Below are 18,881 nucleotides of genomic sequence, written 5' to 3'. Positions count from 1 at the left end.
CGGCGCCGCGTCGTATAGGAGCGACGTGGTACAGCGAGTTCGTCCGCGACCCACGCTCCCGAACTTCGGGGCGTGGGTCGCGGGGGGATCCGGCCGATCGCGCGGGCGCGGCATATGCCGCCGTCCTCAGTGGGAAATGCCCGGAGCCTGGTGGACGTAGGTCGTATCGGTCAGCTGCTCGAGCAGGAAATCCGCGATATCGGCGCGGGAGATCTTCAGCGTGAGCCCCTTCGCGTCGGCCGGGAAGCCGCGGCGGAAGCTGCCGGTGCGCGGTCCGTCGGTGAAGGCGCTCGGCCGCACGATGGTCCAGTCCAGATCGCTCGCCAGGACGAGCTCCTCCTGCTTCACGTGGTCGTTGTACGCCTTGCGCAGCAGCATCCCGAACAGCAGGTACTTCCACAGGAAGTTGAGGTTGCCGCGGCTGTCGCCGACCCCGAGGCTGCTCTGGCAGATCAGCCGCTTCACCCCGGTCCGTTGCATCGCCTCGACGACCGCCTTGGTGCCGGCGAAGCGAACCAGGCCCTTGCGGCCGTCGCCGAGCGCGACGATCACCGCGTCCTGACCGGCCACCGCCCGCTCGGCCGCGTGGGTATCGAACACATCGCCCTCGACAATGCGCAGCCGCTCGTGGCGCTGCGCGATGCCGGCGGCGTTGCGGGTGAAGGCCGTCACCTCGTGCCCCTGCTCCAGCGCCTGCTCGACGACCAGACGACCGACGGTACCGGTGGCTCCGAAGACTGCGATTTTCATGGTTTCTCTCCCTGTGTTTCAAAGCTGTTGAGCTGTTGGTGAATCCAGTACATCAGCGGAGAGAGCCCCGAACCATGGTCGTGCGTCTCGCGGACATAAGCGAGTGTCCATGGCCGGAAAACGCCTCGCGGCCCGTGCCCCGGAGACCGGGTAACGGGCCGCGCTCGACGCTGCGAAAACCTAGATGACCTGCGAAAAGAAGCGACGGATATCGCCGACCAGCAGTTCGGGCGCCTCGTGCGCGGCGTAGTGTCCGGCCGCGTCGTTGGGTCCGCCCGCGGGAATTCCCGGATCGTAGGAGTTCCAGCTGACGATGTTCTCGTGGTCGCGCTCGGCGAAGCGGCGGATGGACTGGAAATCACCCTTGAACATGGCCAGCCCGATGGGCGTCGTGGTCGGTTGCTGCGGCTGCTCGGCGGTGTGGGCGTCCTCGTAGTAGAACCGGATGGACGAGCCCGCGGTCCCGGTCAGCCAGAGGATGGCGACATTGCCGAGAATGAAGTCGAGATCCAGGCTCGCACCGAAAAGCTGTGCGTTCCAACCGAGTAGACCCACCGGCGAATCGGCCAATGCGAAGGCCAACGTTTGCGGCTGCTGGCTGTGCAGCGTGTTGAAGGCCATCTTGTTGTCGTGGAACCACTGCAGGTGCCCCAGCGCCGCCATATCCTCGCCGGATAGACCCTCGAACTCGGCCGGATCACCGGACGGGAACGAATACAGCTGCGTCACATGGATTCCCAGCAACCGGTCCGGTGCGATCCGGGCCATTTCGGGGGAGATCATCGAACCGGCATCGTTGCCGATCGCGCCGAACTTCTGGTAGCCGAGGCGGGACATCAGTTCCAGCCAGGCTCGGGCGGTGCGGTGACGATTCCAGCCGGTGCTGCGGGTGGGCCCGGAAAAGCCGAAGCCGGGCAGCGAGGGGATCACGACGTGGAAGGCGGGCGCATCCGCCGATTCCGGTTCGGTCAGTGGCGCAATGATATTCAAAAATTCGAGAATGGTGCCCGGCCAGCCGTGGGTGAGGATTGCCGGTGTGGCGTCGGGCCGGGACGAGCGGATGTGCAGGAAATGGATGTCCTCGCCGTCGATCTCGGTGGTGAACTGCGGCAGTGCGTTCAGCCGCGCCTCCAGCGCTCGCCAATCGAATTGCTCCAGCCAGTACCGGGTGAGGCTCTGCACCCGATTGTTGGACACCCCGTAGGCGTCGCCGACGCCGGGGAGTTCGTCGGGCCACAGTGCCCGGTGTAGCCGGTCGGCCAGGTCGTCGAGCTTCGTCTGCGGGATGTCGATGCGGAAGGGCTTGATGGCGTTCATGTTCGGACTCCTAGCGAGGCTTGGGAAGTGCGGCCCGCGCGGATGGGCGCGGGCCGCGATGACGATGTCAGCGGTACTGGGTGAAGAACTTCGCGATCTCGTCCGCCATCAGTTCCGGCGCCACATGGTGCAAGTAGTGGGTGTACACGTTGTGCGTCTGCCACGAGACGATGTTGTGGTCGCGTTCGGCGAAGCGCCGGATGCCGTGGAAGTCGCCCGCCGAACCGGACAGCGCCAGTGGCACCGTGGTGGGCTCGGTCGGGTGCTGCGCCTGCGCCTTCTCGAAGTAGTGCCGGATCGCCGAACCCGCGCTGCCGCTGAACCAGTGGATCGCGATATTGGTCAGCACGAATTCGTTGTCCAGATCCGGGCCGAGCAGCTGGCTGTTCCAACCCACCAGGCCCGCGGGGGAATCCATGATGGCGTGTGCCAGCGTCTGCGGCTGCTGTGACTGCAACACGTTGAAGCCCATTTTGTTCTTCACGAACCAGTCCAGCGTGGCCAGCGACTGCTGCTCGTCCTCGGTCAGGTCGGCCAGCTCCGCGGGGTCGCCGGTCGGGAACGAATACACCTGCGTAACGTGCACGCCCACCACGCTTTCCGGCGCGACCCGGCCGACCTCCGGGGAGATCGAGGAGCCGCCGTCATTGCCGACCGTGCCGTACTTCTCGTATCCGAGGCGCCGCATCAGTTCGGCCCAGGCGTTGGCGATCCGGGTGTCGTTCCAGCCCGCCTCGGTGGTCGGACCGGAGAAGCCGTAACCCGGCACCGAGGGGATGACCAGGTCGTAGCCCGCGGCGGTCAACGGCTCGATGACACCGAGGAATTCGACGAAGGTGCCCGGCCAGCCGTGGCTCAGGATCAGCGGGAAGGCGTTGTCCGCTGCCGACTTCACGTGCAGGAAGTGGATGTCCTGCCCGTCGATCTCGGTGCGGAACTGCGGGTAGGCGTTCAGCTTCGCCTCGACGGCTCGCCAGTCGAAGCCGCCGCGCCAGTAGTCGACGAGGTGCCGCACCCGGTCGACGCTCACGCCGTAGGTGTCGCCCGAACCGGGGATCTGGTCGGCCCAGCGGGTGCGGGCCAGTCGGTTCTGCAGGTCGTCCAGGTCGGCCTGCGAGATCTCGATGCGGAAGGGGCGGATGGCGTTGGCGGTCATAACGATCTCCTCGTTTGGAACGGAATCTTTCGTTCTGTTTGAACAGTATCAGAACGGATCATTCCGTTTCAAGTGTTAGTCTGATTTCATGCCGAAGACATCCGATGCGCCAGCTCAGAAGGGTTTGCCCGGCCGCAAGGCGCAGGCGGCCCGCAATGACAGCCTCATCCTCGAGGCTGCCCGCGCGGTATTCCTGGCCGACGCCAACGCCCCGATCTCCGCCGTCGCCGAGCGCGCGGGCGTCGGCATCAGCGCGCTGTATCGCCGCTACCCGAGCAAGGAGGTGCTACTGCGCACGCTCTGCCACGACGGGCTGCGCCGCTACAACGCGGAGGCCGACGCCGCGCTGGCGGAAGAGGATGGCTGGCAGGCACTGGTCGGGTTCCTGGAGCGCGTGGTCGACGTCGACGTGCACTCGTTGACTGTGCATCTGGCGGGCACCTTCACCCCCGATGAGTCGATGCTGCCCGATGTCATGCACTCGGGCGAGGCGACCGAGGAGTTGGTGCGCCGCGCGCATGCCACCGGTCGGCTGCGTCCCGAAGTGAACTCGCAGGACCTCGGCCTGGTCCTGGAGGCCTGCGCGGCGATCGCCATGCCGGATGCGACTCGCACCGCCCAATTGCGCCGTCGCACATTGGCTTTGCTCGTCGCCGGTCTCGCCGCGGACGGTGATCTCCCGGGCCCCCCACCGCAGACGGGTGAATTCGCCTGGCGATGGGAGCGCCGCGACTCCTGAGCGGACCGTGTCGATCCACCGCCTCGGCCGATCGCACGCGATAGCCTGGCGGCACTTACCGAAACGATGCCCGGCTCCGGGCTTTCCGCCGATGAATTTCGCGGCGCCGGGGCGTCTGCACAGCGAGGTATACCCACGTCTGTCAACGCAAAGGGCTGACTATGAACTGGACACTCGAAGTCGTGATCGTGCCGGTCTCGGATATCGACCGCGCCAAGGAGTTCTACTCGGAGAAACTGGGTTTCGCGATCGACCACGACACCGTGATCAGTGCTGACATCCGCATCGTGCAGCTGACCCCGCCCGGATCCGGGTGCTCCGTCGTCATCGGCAAGGGCGCGGTCCCGAAGATGGAACCGGGTTCCATCCAAGGGCTGCAATTGGTTGTCCCCGATATCCGCAAGGCGCACGCCGAATTGGTCGCCCGCGGAGTCGAGGTCGGCGATGTCCAGGTGCTGGGCCAGAACCCCACTCCGACACCCGACCCGCTCGACAACGTCGGGTTCCTCTTCTTCAGCGACCCGGACGGCAACGGCTGGGCCGTGCAGCAGATCTCCAGCCGCGCCTAAGCTCACCCCTGAGTCAGCGCGAGCCGAGGAGGAGGGTTTGGGTGCTGCGGCCGAGCGGGCCCTTCTCGTCGAAGAGCGTGGACTCCGCGAGGCCGATGCCGTGCGGCTGCGGATAGGTGACGGCGTCGAGGCATACCCATTCGCCCACCGGCTGCCGGTGCAACGTCACCGTCAGATCGGTGTTGATGAACAGGTAGCGATTCCAATCCAGCACCGCGCTGACGCCATTGCCGGAGTCCGCGGCGGCCAGCGTGCGCTCCAGCGGGCTCGGGGTGGTGCCCGCGACGACCGGATACTTCAGCCGGATCCAGCAGATCGCGGGGCCCGGTTCGGTGAAAGCGCCCGTCACGAACCGATATTCGATCGCGGTGTGGAAGCCGACCGGCTGCGTGGACGGGAACGGTGCGGGCTCCGGCGCCTGGTCGGGGCCGGGGCGGGTGCCGCTCGGCAGAATGCCTTCGGGGAGTTCGAGTTCCGGGTCGGCGAGTTTGAAACGCCAGGCGTTGGCGGTCATGACCGGGCCGCGGTCGGTCGAGAGCGTGGCCTGGATCAGTTCGACACTGCGGCCGGGGCGGACCACCCGGGTCTCGACGGTGAGCGGCTCCAGCGGCACCGGGCCCAGGATCTCGACCGCGACCCGGCCGACCTGGAATCCCTCCCGCGGCTCGCAGCGCTCGATCGCGTGGCCGAGTAGCGCCGAGGGCGGACCCGCGTGCTGGGCATCCGGCGACCAGGGCCCACGGGTCAGCTCGGTGGAGATGAACCGGTTCGGGTTCCCCGGATCGGGCAGGTAGAAAGCGTCGGTCACGGTTGTCGTCCGTCCCTCGGACCGGCGGCTCTGCCGGTCGGTGGTTTGTTCGTTCGGTTAACGATTCTGCCTGGACGGTACTCCGGGCCGAATCGGGCTCCGGTCCGCCCCGGAGGCTGGTCGCACCCGCTGTTATCGCGGTGGACCCGCGAACCGTCGCGGGCTTCGGGCTCAGGCCCGGCCGAACGCCAGCGCGACATTGTGCCCGCCGAAGCCGAACGAATTGTTGATCGCACGGACGCCCTCGCGGCTGCCGCCGCACTGAACTAACCTATCGACGTTCGCGATCCCGGGCCGCGCTGTGCGGCCCGGGATCGCGGAAACGGTTGCGTCGCGATCAGGAAACGACCGGCAGGTAGACCTGACCACCGGCTCCGGTGAACTCGGCGGACTTCTCCGCCATACCGGCCTCCAGCGCTTCCACGTCCGTAAGTCCTTGCTTCTCCGCGTATTCCCGCACATCGGCGGAGATGCGCATGGAGCAGAACTTCGGTCCGCACATGGAGCAGAAGTGCGCGGTCTTGGCGGGCTCGGCGGGCATGGTTTCGTCGTGGTACTCGCGGGCCGTATCCGGGTCCAGGGACAGTGCGAATTGGTCGCGCCAGCGGAATTCGAAACGAGCCTTGGACAATTCGTTGTCGCGGTCCTGGGCGTGCGGGTGGCCCTTGGCGAGGTCCGCGGCGTGGGCGGCGATCTTGTAGGTGATCACGCCGACCTTGACGTCATCGCGGTTGGGCAGGCCCAGATGCTCCTTCGGGGTGACGTAGCAGAGCATCGCGGTGCCGGCCTGGGCGATGATCGCCGCGCCGATGGCCGAGGTGATGTGATCGTAGGCGGGCGCGATATCGGTGGCGAGCGGGCCGAGGGTGTAGAAGGGCGCCTCCTCGCACAGCTCCTCCTCGAGCCGCACGTTCTCCACGATCTTGTGCATCGGCACGTGGCCGGGGCCTTCGATCATCACCTGCACGCCATGGGATTTCGCGATCTTGGTCAGTTCGCCGAGGGTCCGCAGCTCGGCGAACTGGGCCTCGTCGTTGGCGTCGGCGATGGATCCGGGGCGCAGGCCGTCACCGAGGGAGAAGGTGACGTCGTACTTCGCGAGGATCTCGCAGAGCTCCTCGAAGTGGGTGTACAGGAACGATTCCTGGTGGTGGGCCAAACACCACGCGGCCATGATGGATCCGCCGCGCGAGACGATTCCGGTGACGCGCTTCGCGGTGAGCGGCACGTAGCGCAGCAGCACGCCCGCGTGCACGGTCATATAGTCCACACCCTGCTCGCACTGCTCGATCACGGTGTCGCGGTAAATCTCCCAGGTGAGCTGGGTCGGATCACCGTTCACCTTCTCCAGCGCCTGGTAGATCGGCACGGTGCCGACCGGCACGGGGGAGTTGCGCAGGATCCACTCGCGGGTCTCGTGGATGTTCTTGCCGGTGGACAGATCCATGATGGTGTCCGCACCCCAGCGGGTCGCCCACACCATCTTCTCGACCTCCTCGGCAATGGAGGAGGAGACGGCCGAGTTGCCGATATTCGCGTTGATCTTCACCAGGAACTTCTTGCCGATAATGGTCGGCTCGAGCTCGGGATGCTTGTGGTTGGCGGGGATCACGGCGCGACCCGCGGCCACCTCGTCGCGCACCAGCTCGGGCGTCACGCCCTCGCGCGCGGCGATGAACCGCATCTCCGGGGTGATGATGCCCTGCCGCGCCCAGGCCAGCTGGGTCGGCGGTCCCTCGACCTGCGGCTTGTCCCAGCCGTCGCGCAGGCCGGGCAGACCGGCTTCGAGATCGATGGTGGCCGTCTCGTCGGTGTACGGGCCGCTGGTGTCGTAGACGTCGAAATGCCCGCCGGTCGTCAGATTGATCCTGCGCACCGGAATCCGCAGGTCGTCGACCTCTCGGTAGTGCTTGACGCTGCCTTCGATCGGGCCCGTGGTCACGGTGTCGACAGGTGCGGTTGTCATGGATTTCCTCCCTACGCCGGCATTACCCGGTCAGGTTCATACGGTCGACGGCCCGTTAGCCGTCCTCTCAGCCCGCTGGTGCGAGCCCCCGTTGGCGATGTGAATTTTCCCGCCCGACCATACCTGCCCACCTCGGGCGCCCGCCCGATGATCGGAGGATGCGCCGATTCGCCACCGCCGAGCACCTACACCGGCTGGTCGATTCGACAACCGGCCTATCGTGCGGCGGGCACGCGACGGGCGTGGACCGCCCTGCGGTGCAGTCCGCGGGCGGTCCGAGCGCGAGGTCAGTCGGCGTTGTAAGCGTCGCGCATGGCCTGGACGTCCAGCTTCTTCATGCCGAACATGGCCTTGGTGGCGCGGGTGACGGCGGCCGGGTCGCCCTTGAACAGCTCATTGGCCTCGACCGGCCAGATCTGCCACGGTACGCCGTACTTGTCGTTGAGCCACCCGCATTCGATCTCCTGGCCGCCGTCGGCGAGCAGCGCCTCCCAGAGGCGGTCGACCTCCTCCTGGCTGTCGCAGTTCACCAGCAGCGACATGGCGTGCGTGTAGTGGTATTCGCCGCCGCCGTTGATGGCGGTGAACCTCTGTCCGTTGAGCTCGAAGTCGACCACCATGGCCAGGCTGGACTCGCGCGGGCCCGCCTCGCTGTAGTACTGCACATCGATGATCTTGGAATCGGAGAAGAGCGAACAGTAGAACTCGGCGGCCTCCTCGGCCTGGGTGTCGTACCAGAGGTTCGTGACGATCTTCTGCATAACGGTCTCCCGGTTGTCGGCCTGTGCCTGCATCGATGGTGACGCCTCGGAAGCGGGGAATTCATCGCTTCCGCACTGAATGGTGGCTTACCGGGAAAGGGCCGAGCCCCGACCGGTCCGGTTCCGGGCGGGGCTCGGCATTCAGGCGGCCCGATATTCAGGCGGTTCGGCGTTCGGGCGGCCCAGCGTTCGAGCAACTCAGCTTTCGTGCGGGCCGATCGGGAAACCGAGGGCGCCGAAGGTCGCGTTGAGGTTGATCTCGATCTGGCTGACCAACGCGTTGAAGTCGGCGAGCATGGAGACAACATTCTCGGTGCGGCAGCCGATCTGGTCCGTGGCGTTCGGGGCCAGGCGCGACTTCAACCAATTGAAGGTGTCCGCCATACCGAGCGACGGCAGGCTCAGATGTTCGCTGAGATGGTCGCGTTTGTAGACCACCGACGCGCCCGCCGCGCAATACTGTTGCGCCAGAAGATCATTGGTCCACACCGGCACCGCCTCGTCGAATACGCCCTGGTAGAGGAAGATCGGCGTGGTGGGGGTGTTGCGGCCGAGTACGGTCGCGTCGAAGACCTCCGCTATCTCCGGCACCGCGAGGAATTCCGGTATCGGAATCGTCAGCAGCCGTTGGTAATCCACGAACATCATGCTCAGCGCGTTGCGCGGCAGGCACTGCGCCTGGGTCCGTTCCATCAGTGCCCGGCCCTCGGGGGTCAGGTAGCGATCGGAGGCCTCGCGGAATTTCGGGTAGGCATTGCGCAGCGAGGAGATGCCGATGCCGATCAGGCTCGAGAACAAAGACCCGTTGACGTGCAGTAGGGATTCCACATCCGAGACCGGTGCGCCCATGGCGGCGCCCTTGACATTCAACTCGGGCGCGTAGCTCGGCTGCATCTCGGCGGCCCAGCCGGTGCCCATGCCACCACCGGAGTAGCCCCACAGGGCGACCGGGGTGTCGGCGCCGTCCAAGCCGAGCGGTTCGAAGCGTTCGGCGGCGCGGATACCATCGAGTGTCATGTAGCCGGGTTCCTCGGCCGCGGCCAGATGCCCGTCGAGTCCCTCGTAGTCGGGGATCGAGATGGCCCAGCCCTGGCTGATCAATGCCGCCAGCGCGATCAGTTCGCTATTGGAGTGGATCCCCTCCGCGCCGGGTAGTCCCGCGCCCTGCTGGAGTACGAATGACGGCGCGCATGCCGGGCTGGCGCTGTCGTAGTAGAACTGCAGCGATACCAGCGGCCGGGACCGGTTCGGGTCGGCGCCCGCGGGCAGTACCACCGTGGTCACCGCGACCGCCGGTTGCCCGAACAGGTCGGTGGTGCGGTACAGCAGCTGCCAGGAGCGCACGTTCAGCGGCAGCAGTGTGAGCACGGCGAGACGGACCTCGCGTGACCGCAGAATATCGCCCGGCTCGCGGGTTTCGAAGCCCTCGGGCGGTCGATAGAACGAATCCTGTTGCGGCAGTGGGACCGCGATGGCCGGAGGCGCGGTGATGCCACCCGCCAGCAATGCGGTGGTCGCGGTGACGGCCATGGTCACCGCGGCTGCCACGGCCCGGATGCCCCGACGATGTATGCCGGTCGGATCCCCTTTGATCACAGACACGTCCGTCCTTCCTCATCGACGTGACAGTGATTACAGCACGATGCCATATTACGAACAAGATGCCTTGTTGAAATGGCTCCCGCTAAAGTCGTGTGATGACCCGCAGCAAATCCGCCGCGCGGCCCGCCCCGGCACCGGCGCGGCGCCGGATCCGTGGCCTCGACGCCGAGCAGCGCAGCGCGCAACGGCGTCGCCAACTGCTCGACGCCGCCACCGAACTATTTGCCGAGCACAGCTTTTCGGGCACATCGATAGAACAGATCTGTCAGCATGCCTATGTCGGCACCAAGGGTTTCTACGACCACTTCGAGAGCAAGGAAGCGTGCTACATCGCCCTGCTGGAACAGATCACCGCGCAGATCCAGCAACGTGTCGGCGAGGCGGCCGCGGCGGCCGAAGCGGAGGGGTCGGACTGGTCGCAGCGCTCGGCGGTGGTGGTCTCTGCGTTCGTGCACGCCATCGCGGACGATCCGCGTCTGGCAAAGGTGACTTTCGGTGAGGCGGGCGGTATTTCACCGGTGGTGGAGCGCCAGCGGCGCGGCAATCGACGCTGGGCGGCGGCCTTCCTGGATCGGCAGTGGTCCGGTGCGACGGCGGGCGAGCCCGATCACGCCCGGATGGCCTTGGCGCTGGCCACCATCGGTGGCATGTTCGAGCTCGTCGCGGATTGGCTGCATCATCACGACGACGGGGGTGCGCCGGATGCGGCGGAGAGGTTGATCGAGGATCTGACGGTATTCCTCACCGTCATCGATGCCGGGCGGTCCGGGGCGCGATAAGGCGGTCCGTCGTGCACCGGGCATCGTTGCGGCGGAGCATATTCGGCGCGGAAGGGTCGACCAGCGTGCGCATCCCGCCCGGGGCTGCGCGAGACCGGTCGACACTGTCGCGGATCGGTTACTTGGCGGAGCCGGTGTTCAGGAGGTCCAGCAGACCGACCAATACGCCCGCGCCGGGCGAACACGTCGGCGGTTGGCTGGAAGTGCATCCGGAACCGGTGTTCGGGTTCGCCGATGCCGCCGTGGCCGCGATGAGCTGACCGGGAACTAGTACGGCGCTGATGACCGCGATTCCCGCGAGAGCGCGCTTCATGTGAATCCTTCTGTCCTACTGCCCGGGCACTCGCCCTCCTCCGATCACAGACTCTATTAACTGGTCGATCGTCCAAGAAGCCACCGATTATGTGGGCCCGAATTCTGTGGGCTTCACCGCGATTCGTGTACGGGCCGGATCCTGCCGCGCACTTCGCCGAGTCCGATGCGTCGCCGTCCTGGGCCGGGGGCCGATGCGGTGATGACCACCTCGTCGCCGTCCTCGAGGAAGGTCCGGGTGTCGCCGTCCAGAGTTACCGGTTCCGAACCGCCCCAAGACAATTCGATGAACGAACCGCGCTGGTCCGGGGCGGGGCCGGAGATGGTGCCCGAGGCGTAGAGATCACCGGTGCGGGTCGCGGCGCCATTGGCGGTGAGGTGAGCGAGCATCTGCGCGGGAGACCAGTACATCCTGGAGTACGGCGGGTGTGAGACGACCTGTCCGTTCCACCGCACGGTGAGCTCGATATCGAGGCCCCATTTTTCGGATTCCCGCAGGTACGGAAGGGGTTCGGGGACCTGATCCGGCAGCGGCACCCGCGCCGAATCCAGCGCCGCGAGCGGCGTGACCCAACCCGCGAGTGAGGTCGCGAAGGATTTGCCGAGGAACGGTCCGAGCGGTTGATACTCCCAGGCCTGGATATCGCGGGCGGACCAGTCGTTGACCAGGGCAACGCCGAATACGTGGTCGGCGAATTCCGCGGTGTCGATGGAGGTTCCGAGCTCGGACCCGACGCCGATCACGAATCCCAGTTCCGCTTCGATATCCAACCGGCGCGACGGGCCGAAATCCGGTGCGCCGGAATCGGTCCTGCGCTGCCCGCGGGGACGAACGATATCGGTGCCCGACACCACCACGGTCCCCGACCTGCCGTGGTAGCCGACCGGCAGATGCCGCCAATTGGGCAGCAGCGGTTCGGAATCCGGCCGGAAGAGCCTGCCGAGATTGGTCGCGTGGTCGATACTCGCGTAGAAGTCGACATAATCGGCGATCCGCACGGGCAGCAGCAGTTCCACCTCGGCCGGCCGGTGGATGGCCTCGACATGGATATCCCGGTCGACGAGCTCACGCAGCTGTTCGCGTACCTCCCGCCACCGCCTCGGACCGCGGGCGAGGAAGGTATTGAGGTCGCGGCTCGCGAAATCCGGATCGTTCAGCGCCACCGACAGATCGATGATGTGATCGCCGAGGCGGGTGCACACCCGCGCGCCGGTCCGATGGTCCGTCCCGCGCGGCACGTACACCCCGTAGGGCAGATTGTCCGGGCCGAACAGCGAATCCGGCGGCACCTCGACGCGGGTCAATGTGGTCCCCGGCCGGACCAGGTCCACGCGTAGCGGGAATCCTCGCAGGCCAGCGCGCCTTCGCCGAGTTCCAGTGGGCGGAAGGTGTCGACCATGACCGCCAACTCGTCGAAGAATTCGATTCCGATGCTGCCCTCGTAGGCCCCGGGCTGCGGGCCGTGTGCGTATCCGCCCGGATGTACCGACACCGAACCCTGGCCGATGCCGGAACCCTTGCGCGCCTCGTAATTTCCGCCGCAGTAGAACATGATCTCGTCGGAGTCGACATTGGAGTGGTAGTACGGCACCGGAATCGAGAGCGGGTGGTAGTCGACCTTGCGCGGCACGAAGTTGCACACCACGAAGTTGCCGCCCTCGAAGGCCTGGTGAGCGGGTGGAGGTTGGTGGATGCGCCCGGTGATCGGTTCGAAATCACCGATATTGAAGGTGAACGGGTAGAGGCAGCCGTCCCAGCCGACCACGTCGAACGGGTGCGTCGCGTACAGCATTCGGGTGCCGACCACCCGTCCGCCCGGCCGATGCTTGACCAGCACCTCTACGTCGGCGCCGGTTTCGACCAGCGGCGCCCGTGGCCCGTGTAGATCCCGCTCGCAGTACGGCGCGTGTTCCAGCAGCTGACCGAATTTGGAGAGGTAGCGCTTCGGCGGGGTGATGTGACCGGATGCCTCGATCGCATAGGCGCGCAGGGGTTCCGGTCCCGCGGGTAGCCAGCGGTGTGTCGTCGCCCGCGGGATGAGCACCTGATCGCCCTGGCGCGCGGGCAATTCCCCGAAGACCGTCTCCACCACGGCGGATCCGGCCTCCACATACACCAGTTCATCGCCGATCGCATTGCGGTACAGCGGTGACGCTCCCTTGGCCACCACGTAGGAGATTCGTACGTCGGCATTGCCGAGTAGCAGCCGCCTGCCGGTCACCGGGTCCGTACCGGCGGGGATGTCCCCGGGGAACAGGTCGTGCAGTCGCAGATGCCGGTGGCGCAGTGGATGATTCGGCGTGGTGGTTTGATCCGGTAGCTCCCAGACCGTCGAATCGACGATCGCCGGTGGCAGACCCCGGTGATAGAGCAGCGAGGAATCCCCGGAGAATCCCTCCTCGCCCATCAGCTCCTCGTAGAAGAGTTTGCCGTGTTCGTCGCGGTGCTGCGTGTGCCGCTTGGGCGGCACCGATCCCACCTGCCGATAGAACGCCATGACCGCACCTCCCGCCAGTTCGCTGGTCGGATTGTCGCCCTCCATCCTAGTAATGGGCACACTCGAATGACCGGAAAATCAGGGAGTCGGGCGCGAAATATGTCAGGATTTCGGCGTGATACTCGGCATTCAGCCGGAGGATTCGGCGCGGTGGCGAAAAACTGTCAACCTACGCCTCGCGCAGGGCGCGGTAGACCGCGGAGCCGACGAAGGCGCCGAGGCTGCGCGGATCCCACGCGCCGTTATCCGCGAGCAGGGTCCGCACCGCGCCCTCACCCGCCGAGACCCAGAGCTCCACCAGCGCCGGAAGCTTCCGGTCGGCATCGTCGGTGCCCCAGGCGCGCAATGTCGGGCGCAGCAGGGTGGTGCATCGTTCGACGGCGAGCGCGCGGCCACGGCCGAACGAATCCGCAACGGCGGGATCGGGATTGCCGTACAGCAGACGCCAGGCGTCCGGGCGGGCGGCGGCGATCTCGAGCAGTGCCTGGAAGCCCTCGACGAAGACGGTCTCGCCCGCGTCGACGGTGCGCTGCGGCGTCGCCTCCAGCAGGCCGCTGATCAGGTGGTCCTCCTCGCGGCGGATGAGTTCCTGGATCAGCTCGACCCGGTCGGCGAAGCAGGCGTAGACCACCGGGCGGGTCACCTGCATGCGCTCGGCTACCGCGGCGATGGTAACGGCGGCGATGCCGTGTTCGACGGCGATGGCCAGCGCGGTATCGAGGACCTGCGGGCGGCGGCGCTCGGGGCCGAGATGCTGCGCTCGCTGACGCGGTTGCGCGACCTGCTCGATACCCATGCGGACCAAGATATCAGTGCTCACGCGCAGTGGTGTCCCGGAGTTCTCGCAGGTCGTGCGCGTCATGATCAATTTCCTACGCCCGCGAACAATAATGCTACAGTCACGAATGAAGTCGGCCGGGAGACGCCGTGGTCGGCTGACAGCTTCGTGCGATCTGCCCCATCAGTCGCCCACGCCGTGCCACGCCGAGGAGGTCCGATGTCCGAAACCCTGTTCAACCCCAAGACCTGCGAGTTCGCCGAGTTCGACGCGGAGACCCGCAGGCTGTTGCGCGCCACCGTGGAATGGTTCGAGACCCGCGGCAAGGCGATGCTCAAGAGCGACGACCGGGACCGGATCTGGTACTCGGACTTCCTCGATTTCGTCAAGCGCGAGCGGATCTTCGCCACCTTCCTGACCCCGGCCGCCGAAGCGAACGGCGATCCGAACAAGCGCTGGGACACCGGCCGGATCGCGATGATGAGCAAGATCCTCGGCTTCTACGGCATGTCCTACTGGTACGTCTGGCAGGTCACCATCCTCGGGCTCGGCCCGATCTGGCAGAGCGAGAACAAGGCCGCCAAACAGAAGGCGGCGGCGCTGTTGGATTCCGGCGAGATCTTCGCCTTCGGCTTGTCCGAGAAGGATCACGGCGCCGACGTCTACTCCACCGATATGGTGCTCGAGCCCGAGCGCGACGGCGGATACACCGCCACCGGCAGTAAGCACTACATCGGCAACGGCAACCTCGCGGGTATGGTGTCGGTCTTCGGTCGCCGCGCCGACAAGCCGATCATCGACAGCTCTACGGCCCTGGAAACCAAACCGACGCAGGACGATTACGAGAGGTATCTGTTCTTCATCGCGGACAGCAAGCACAAGAACTACAAGCTGCGCCGCAATGTGGTCGACAGCCAGATGTACGTGGCCGCCTTCGATCTGGAGAAGTACCCGGTCGCCGAGGAGGACATTCTGCACCGCGGCGAGAACGCCTTCCATGCCGCGATGAACACCGTCAATGTCGGCAAGTTCAACCTGGGCTTCGGCGCCGTAGGCGCCTGCGAACACGCCTTCTACGAGGCGATTACGCACGCCGAGAATCGAATCCTGTTCGGCCACCGGGTAACCGAGTTCCCGCAGGTGCGGTCACTGATAACCGACTCCTACGCGCGGCTGATCGGGATGAAGCTCTACAGCGAGCGGGCCATCGACTACCTGCGCTCGGCCAACCCGGAGGACCGGCGCTACCTGCTGTTCAACGCGATCGAGAAAATGACCGTCACCCGGCAGGGACAGCGGATCATCGAGGATCTCGCCGATGTGATCGCCGCGCGCGGCTTCGAGAACGATATGTACTTCCCGATGGCGATGCTGGGCCTGTTCGGCCTGCCGCGGCTCGAGGGCACGGTACACGTGAATATGGCGCTGTCGCTGAAATTCATGGCCAACTACATGTTCCATCCCGCCGATGCGGGCCTGGCCGCGCTGCGTTATCTGCCCGGCGCGGGTGTCGCGCCCAAGGGGACGGTGCGCGCGGTATCCGGTGCGCTGAGCTGGTCGAGCCGCAAGCTCACCCCGCGCGCGGGGGCCGCGGTGCCGAGGCTGCGCTCGGAGCTCGCCGGTGCGCGCTACGCGCCGGTCCCGACCCGGCGTGACGCGGCGGATGACGAGTTCCTCTTCCGCCAGGGCCCGAGCAGCGGGCTGGGCCGGATCCGGTTCCGCGACTGGCGTCCGGTCTTCGAGAAGTTCACGCGTGTACCGAATGTCGCGGTCTTCCTGGAACAGGCGCTGGCCTTCCAGACCCTGCTGGCCGCCGCCGCGCCGACCCCGGCGCAACAACGCGACGTGGACTTCCTGTTCGCGCTCGGCGAGCTGTTCACGGCGGTGCCCTATGCCCAGCTGATTCTGGAGCAGGCCGAGATCGAGGGCACCTCGGATGCGATGCTCGACCAGATCTTCGACGGTTTCGTGCGCGAATTCTCCAAGAACGCACTGACTTTGCACACCAAGCCGGCCGCGACCAAGGCGCAGCAGACCAGGGCGCTGGATCTCCTCCGCCGCCCGGTCGCCGATCTCGACCGATTCGAGCGGGTGCTCGCGCAGGCCCGGGCGCACGCCGGTGGCTACGAGATGAACCCCGGCGCCCGCCCGGCCGCATCGTCCGGTTAGGCGACACGGATACGGCTGTAGGAACCGACTCGCCGCGGCTACGGCGATATCCTGAAATCGGCTTCCACTCGACCGGTGTTTCGATCCATCGCACCCGTACCGTGAGGACATGACCGCCGTGCATGAGTCGCTCATGACTACCGAGGAGTTCGAGGAACTCGATCGGCTGGCAGGTCGTGTCTCGGAGGGTGTGCGACTCGAGTTCATCGACGGGCAGTTGGGGGCCAAAGCTGTGCCGGATGGTGATCACGGCTGCATAGTCGAATGGTTGATTCGCGTGCTTCTGCTGGTGCGTCCGGAGCTGTGGCTCTTCCAAGAGCAGGGCCTGAAGATCGAAGGCTACCGGTCAGGACGGGCCAGGCCGGACGGCGCCCTCGCGCCGAGCGGCGCATTCGCCGGTCAACCAGAATGGGCGGACCCCGGTCCGGTGTTGATGACGGTCGAGGTGACCTCGCACGATCAGGACACCGACCGTCGCGACCGGGAGGAGAAGCCGCGCGCCTATGCGATGACCGACATCCCGGTGTATCTCCTCATCGATAGGGACTCGTGCCTGGTGACAGTGCACAGCGAGCCGAACGGTGGTCGATACGAGCGGATTGTGACTGTGCCGTTCGGTGTAGCCGTGGAACTGCCCGACCCGGTGCGCGTCACGTTGCAGACCGAACCGCTGAAGGCCTGGGTGTCCTGATTGCGGTGACCTGACGGCCGTCGTCCGCGGGGATTAGGTTGTGGGTCATGCAATTCGAGCTGCCCGCGCCCGAAGCTCTGTGGGGGCGCACCCTCGTCGTTCAGGTGGTGCAGGATCCGGAGGGCTCGGGGCAACTCGGTGAACTAGTCGGTGGCAGGGTCACTTTCGATATGCGCTACCGGGACAACTGGTTCACCCTGGTGCGGTATCCGCGGGGCCGGGCTGTGCTGTTCGGGCGGGGGCGTGACGATACTTATCTCGCGCCCGATCAACCACAGGATCCGCTGGCGGGGGCGCCCGAGTGGGTGCCGGAGGCCGATCTGACGCCGCTGGTGCTGGCCGAGGAGATCGATTTCGTGCGCTGGTGGGATAGCGGGCGCTGGCACCATGCCGAACAACTGGACCGGCTGCGGGTCGAATACGAGACGGCGGTCGCGCTCTATCCTCTGCTCGAATTCGACCAGCTCGTGGGAGTTTTCGCGGATTCGCTGCACGGCGTGACACTCGATGAGGTCGAGCGGTTGTTCGCGGCCGCCGAAGCCGGTGCGGTCTCCAAGGATATGGTCGACGGACTCGAGCCCGCGCTCTGGGATGCGGTCGGGGACTACCTCACCCGAGGCGGTGTGATGGCGGGTTCGGCGGCCGTCACCGAACCCCTTCCGGCGCCGGCGCCCGGACCCCGCCCGCGCCGGCGGATCACCGCGGCCGAGCATCGGCGTCAACTCGTCGCGGCCATGGTCGGCGCGAGCGAATTGCCGAGGCCCACACCGCGGGACACCCCCGAGTTGGCCGATGTCATCGCGCGGATCGAGGCGCTGCGGGACGAGTACGGAACGGTCGAATACGCGTACCGCGTCGGGGGCCGGGTGGCCACCGGAACACCCCGCACGCGCAAGATCCCGGCCGGACTGCGGCGATTGCGCGCGGCCGAAGCGGCCGAATACGGCCGATGGCTGTTCATCCGGTTCCGCGCCGACCACGCGGGCGTCCGGGTGGAACGCGCCTACGATCACTGGCCGAGCTGGTATCCGCTCAACCCGTACCGCAACGACCCGGACCGCGCCGATATCGTCGCCGAACTCGAGACCCGCCCCCCGGAATGGCAGCCGGTCTGGGCGGATACGGCTCGCGACGCGTTCGCCCAGTGTTGAACCGGGATGAATCAGTCGTCGAATTCGGCGATCACGGGCGCGTGATCGCTGGCGCCCTTACCTTTTCGCTCCTCGCGGTCGACCATCGCATCCTTCGCCTTCCCGGCCAATGCCGGTGAGGCGAGGATGAAGTCGATGCGCATGCCCTCTTTACGCGGGAAGCGCAATTGGGTGTAGTCCCAATAGGTGTAGACCCCGGGGCCGGGGGCGAAGGGACGCATGACATCGGCGAAGCCGGTGTCGACGATGGCGTCGAAGGCATCGCGTTCCGGTTGCGAGGTATGCGTCTTGTCGGTGAAGAATTCGACCGACCAGACGTCATCGTCGGTGGGCGCGATATTCCAGTCGCCGACCAGGGCGATCCGGGCCTGCGGGTCCTCGGCCAGCCATTTCGTGCCGTTGTCGCGCAGGGCGGCGAGCCATTCCAGTTTGTAGGTGTAGTGCGGGTCGTTCAGGGTGCGCCCGTTGGGTACGTAGAGGCTCCAGACGCGCACGCCACCACAGGTGGCGCCGAGCGCACGGGATTCCACGACCGGTGTGCTGAGCAGGGATTCGCCCGCGTCCTTGTCGAAGCCGGGCTGGTCGGGAAAGGCGAACTCGATATCGGTCAGGCCGACCCGGGAGGCGATGGCCACGCCGTTCCACTGGTTCACCCCTAGATGAGCGACCTCGTAGCCGAGTTCGTCGAAGCGCTCGAACGGGAACTGATCGTCCCGGCACTTGGTTTCCTGCATGGCGAGTACGTCGATGTCCTGGCGGTCCAGAAACTCCGCCACCCGGTCGATGCGGGAACGGATCGAGTTGACGTTCCAGGTCGCGAGACGCACGAAATGCC

The 18,881-nt window shown here is 66.3% G+C and carries 18 protein-coding genes and 1 riboswitch; of the genes, 6 read left to right on the top strand and 12 right to left on the bottom strand.

All coding sequences use genetic code 11. The features are described from left to right. Positions 1–126 precede the first annotated feature (126 nt). The 3 genes from AB0H61_RS19275 to AB0H61_RS19265 form a co-directional block, all read right to left on the bottom strand. The gene (locus AB0H61_RS19275) at positions 127–750 is read right to left on the bottom strand and encodes an SDR family oxidoreductase (protein ID WP_357306132.1); all 624 of its coding nucleotides are present in this window, start codon (positions 748–750) and stop codon (positions 127–129) included. A 180-nt stretch (positions 751–930) separates the two neighbouring features. Continuing rightward, positions 931–2,067 (bottom strand): epoxide hydrolase family protein, encoded by a 1,137-nt coding sequence (locus AB0H61_RS19270; RefSeq protein ID WP_357306130.1) that lies wholly within the window; start codon positions 2,065–2,067, stop codon positions 931–933. Positions 2,068–2,134: 67 nt separating this feature from the next. Next, the gene (locus AB0H61_RS19265; protein ID WP_357306127.1) at positions 2,135–3,223 is read right to left on the bottom strand and encodes an epoxide hydrolase family protein; all 1,089 of its coding nucleotides are present in this window, start codon (positions 3,221–3,223) and stop codon (positions 2,135–2,137) included. 88 nt (positions 3,224–3,311) lie between these two features. On the opposite strand from AB0H61_RS19265, the gene AB0H61_RS19260 reads away from it, so the two are divergent. Next, positions 3,312–3,962, top strand: coding sequence for a helix-turn-helix domain-containing protein (locus AB0H61_RS19260; RefSeq protein ID WP_357306124.1), 651 nt, complete (start codon positions 3,312–3,314; stop codon positions 3,960–3,962). A 161-nt stretch (positions 3,963–4,123) separates the two neighbouring features. Further along, positions 4,124–4,531 carry a VOC family protein gene (locus AB0H61_RS19255; protein WP_357306121.1) on the top strand — a complete coding sequence of 136 codons (408 nt, stop codon included), beginning with the start codon at positions 4,124–4,126 and terminating at the stop codon, positions 4,529–4,531. A 13-nt stretch (positions 4,532–4,544) separates the two neighbouring features. Here AB0H61_RS19255 and AB0H61_RS19250 read toward each other — a convergent pair whose 3' ends face one another. The 4 genes from AB0H61_RS19250 to AB0H61_RS19235 form a co-directional block, all read right to left on the bottom strand. Further along, complete coding sequence (locus AB0H61_RS19250) at positions 4,545–5,339, bottom strand: thioesterase family protein (protein WP_357306119.1); 795 nt, start codon at positions 5,337–5,339, stop codon at positions 4,545–4,547. 337 nt (positions 5,340–5,676) lie between these two features. After that, complete coding sequence (gene thiC, locus AB0H61_RS19245) at positions 5,677–7,305, bottom strand: phosphomethylpyrimidine synthase ThiC (RefSeq protein WP_357306116.1); 1,629 nt, start codon at positions 7,303–7,305, stop codon at positions 5,677–5,679. After that, positions 7,300–7,405, bottom strand: a riboswitch (TPP riboswitch). (Overlaps the previous gene by 6 nt.) Before the next feature lie 187 nt (positions 7,406–7,592). Beyond that, positions 7,593–8,099 (bottom strand): VOC family protein, encoded by a 507-nt coding sequence (locus tag AB0H61_RS19240; protein WP_357306113.1) that lies wholly within the window; start codon positions 8,097–8,099, stop codon positions 7,593–7,595. 165 nt (positions 8,100–8,264) lie between these two features. Beyond that, complete coding sequence (locus AB0H61_RS19235) at positions 8,265–9,668, bottom strand: lipase family protein (protein ID WP_357306111.1); 1,404 nt, start codon at positions 9,666–9,668, stop codon at positions 8,265–8,267. Between the two features lie 95 nt (positions 9,669–9,763). Here AB0H61_RS19235 and AB0H61_RS19230 point away from each other — a divergent pair, with 95 nt between their 5' ends. Further along, entirely contained in the window at positions 9,764–10,447 is a 684-nt protein-coding gene (locus AB0H61_RS19230; RefSeq protein WP_357306108.1) for a TetR/AcrR family transcriptional regulator, read from the top strand. A gap of 118 nt (positions 10,448–10,565) precedes the next feature. Here AB0H61_RS19230 and AB0H61_RS19225 read toward each other — a convergent pair whose 3' ends face one another. The 4 genes from AB0H61_RS19225 to AB0H61_RS19210 form a co-directional block, all read right to left on the bottom strand. After that, complete coding sequence (locus AB0H61_RS19225; RefSeq protein WP_357306107.1) at positions 10,566–10,760, bottom strand: hypothetical protein; 195 nt, start codon at positions 10,758–10,760, stop codon at positions 10,566–10,568. A 113-nt stretch (positions 10,761–10,873) separates the two neighbouring features. After that, a complete protein-coding gene (fahA, locus tag AB0H61_RS19220; protein WP_357306476.1) occupies positions 10,874–12,064 on the bottom strand; it encodes a fumarylacetoacetase in 1,191 nt (396 codons plus the stop codon). Beyond that, positions 12,061–13,257 carry a homogentisate 1,2-dioxygenase domain-containing protein gene (locus AB0H61_RS19215; RefSeq protein WP_357306104.1) on the bottom strand — a complete coding sequence of 399 codons (1,197 nt, stop codon included), beginning with the start codon at positions 13,255–13,257 and terminating at the stop codon, positions 12,061–12,063. The genes fahA and AB0H61_RS19215 overlap by 4 nt, the downstream gene beginning before the upstream one ends. A 169-nt stretch (positions 13,258–13,426) precedes the next feature. Further along, positions 13,427–14,053, bottom strand: coding sequence for a TetR/AcrR family transcriptional regulator (locus AB0H61_RS19210; protein ID WP_357306473.1), 627 nt, complete (start codon positions 14,051–14,053; stop codon positions 13,427–13,429). Positions 14,054–14,254: 201 nt separating this feature from the next. Between AB0H61_RS19210 and AB0H61_RS19205 the strand changes: the two genes are divergently transcribed. The 3 genes from AB0H61_RS19205 to AB0H61_RS19195 all read left to right on the top strand — a co-directional run bounded on the left by AB0H61_RS19205 (position 14,255) and on the right by AB0H61_RS19195 (position 18,046). Next, positions 14,255–16,204 carry an acyl-CoA dehydrogenase family protein gene (locus AB0H61_RS19205; RefSeq protein WP_357306101.1) on the top strand — a complete coding sequence of 650 codons (1,950 nt, stop codon included), beginning with the start codon at positions 14,255–14,257 and terminating at the stop codon, positions 16,202–16,204. A 109-nt stretch (positions 16,205–16,313) separates the two neighbouring features. Then, a complete protein-coding gene (locus tag AB0H61_RS19200; RefSeq protein ID WP_357306098.1) occupies positions 16,314–16,895 on the top strand; it encodes a Uma2 family endonuclease in 582 nt (193 codons plus the stop codon). A gap of 47 nt (positions 16,896–16,942) precedes the next feature. Further along, entirely contained in the window at positions 16,943–18,046 is a 1,104-nt protein-coding gene (locus tag AB0H61_RS19195; protein ID WP_357306096.1) for a hypothetical protein, read from the top strand. An 11-nt stretch (positions 18,047–18,057) separates the two neighbouring features. Here AB0H61_RS19195 and AB0H61_RS19190 read toward each other — a convergent pair whose 3' ends face one another. After that, a complete protein-coding gene (locus tag AB0H61_RS19190; RefSeq protein WP_357306093.1) occupies positions 18,058–18,873 on the bottom strand; it encodes an exodeoxyribonuclease III in 816 nt (271 codons plus the stop codon). Positions 18,874–18,881: the final 8 nt, after the last annotated feature.

It is taken from the genome of Nocardia sp. NPDC050710 (genome assembly GCF_040654375.1).
GTDB lineage: Bacteria > Actinomycetota > Actinomycetes > Mycobacteriales > Mycobacteriaceae > Nocardia.
The sequence above is the reverse complement of the archived record's forward strand: the minus strand, read 5'-3'. Positions and strand labels throughout refer to the sequence as shown.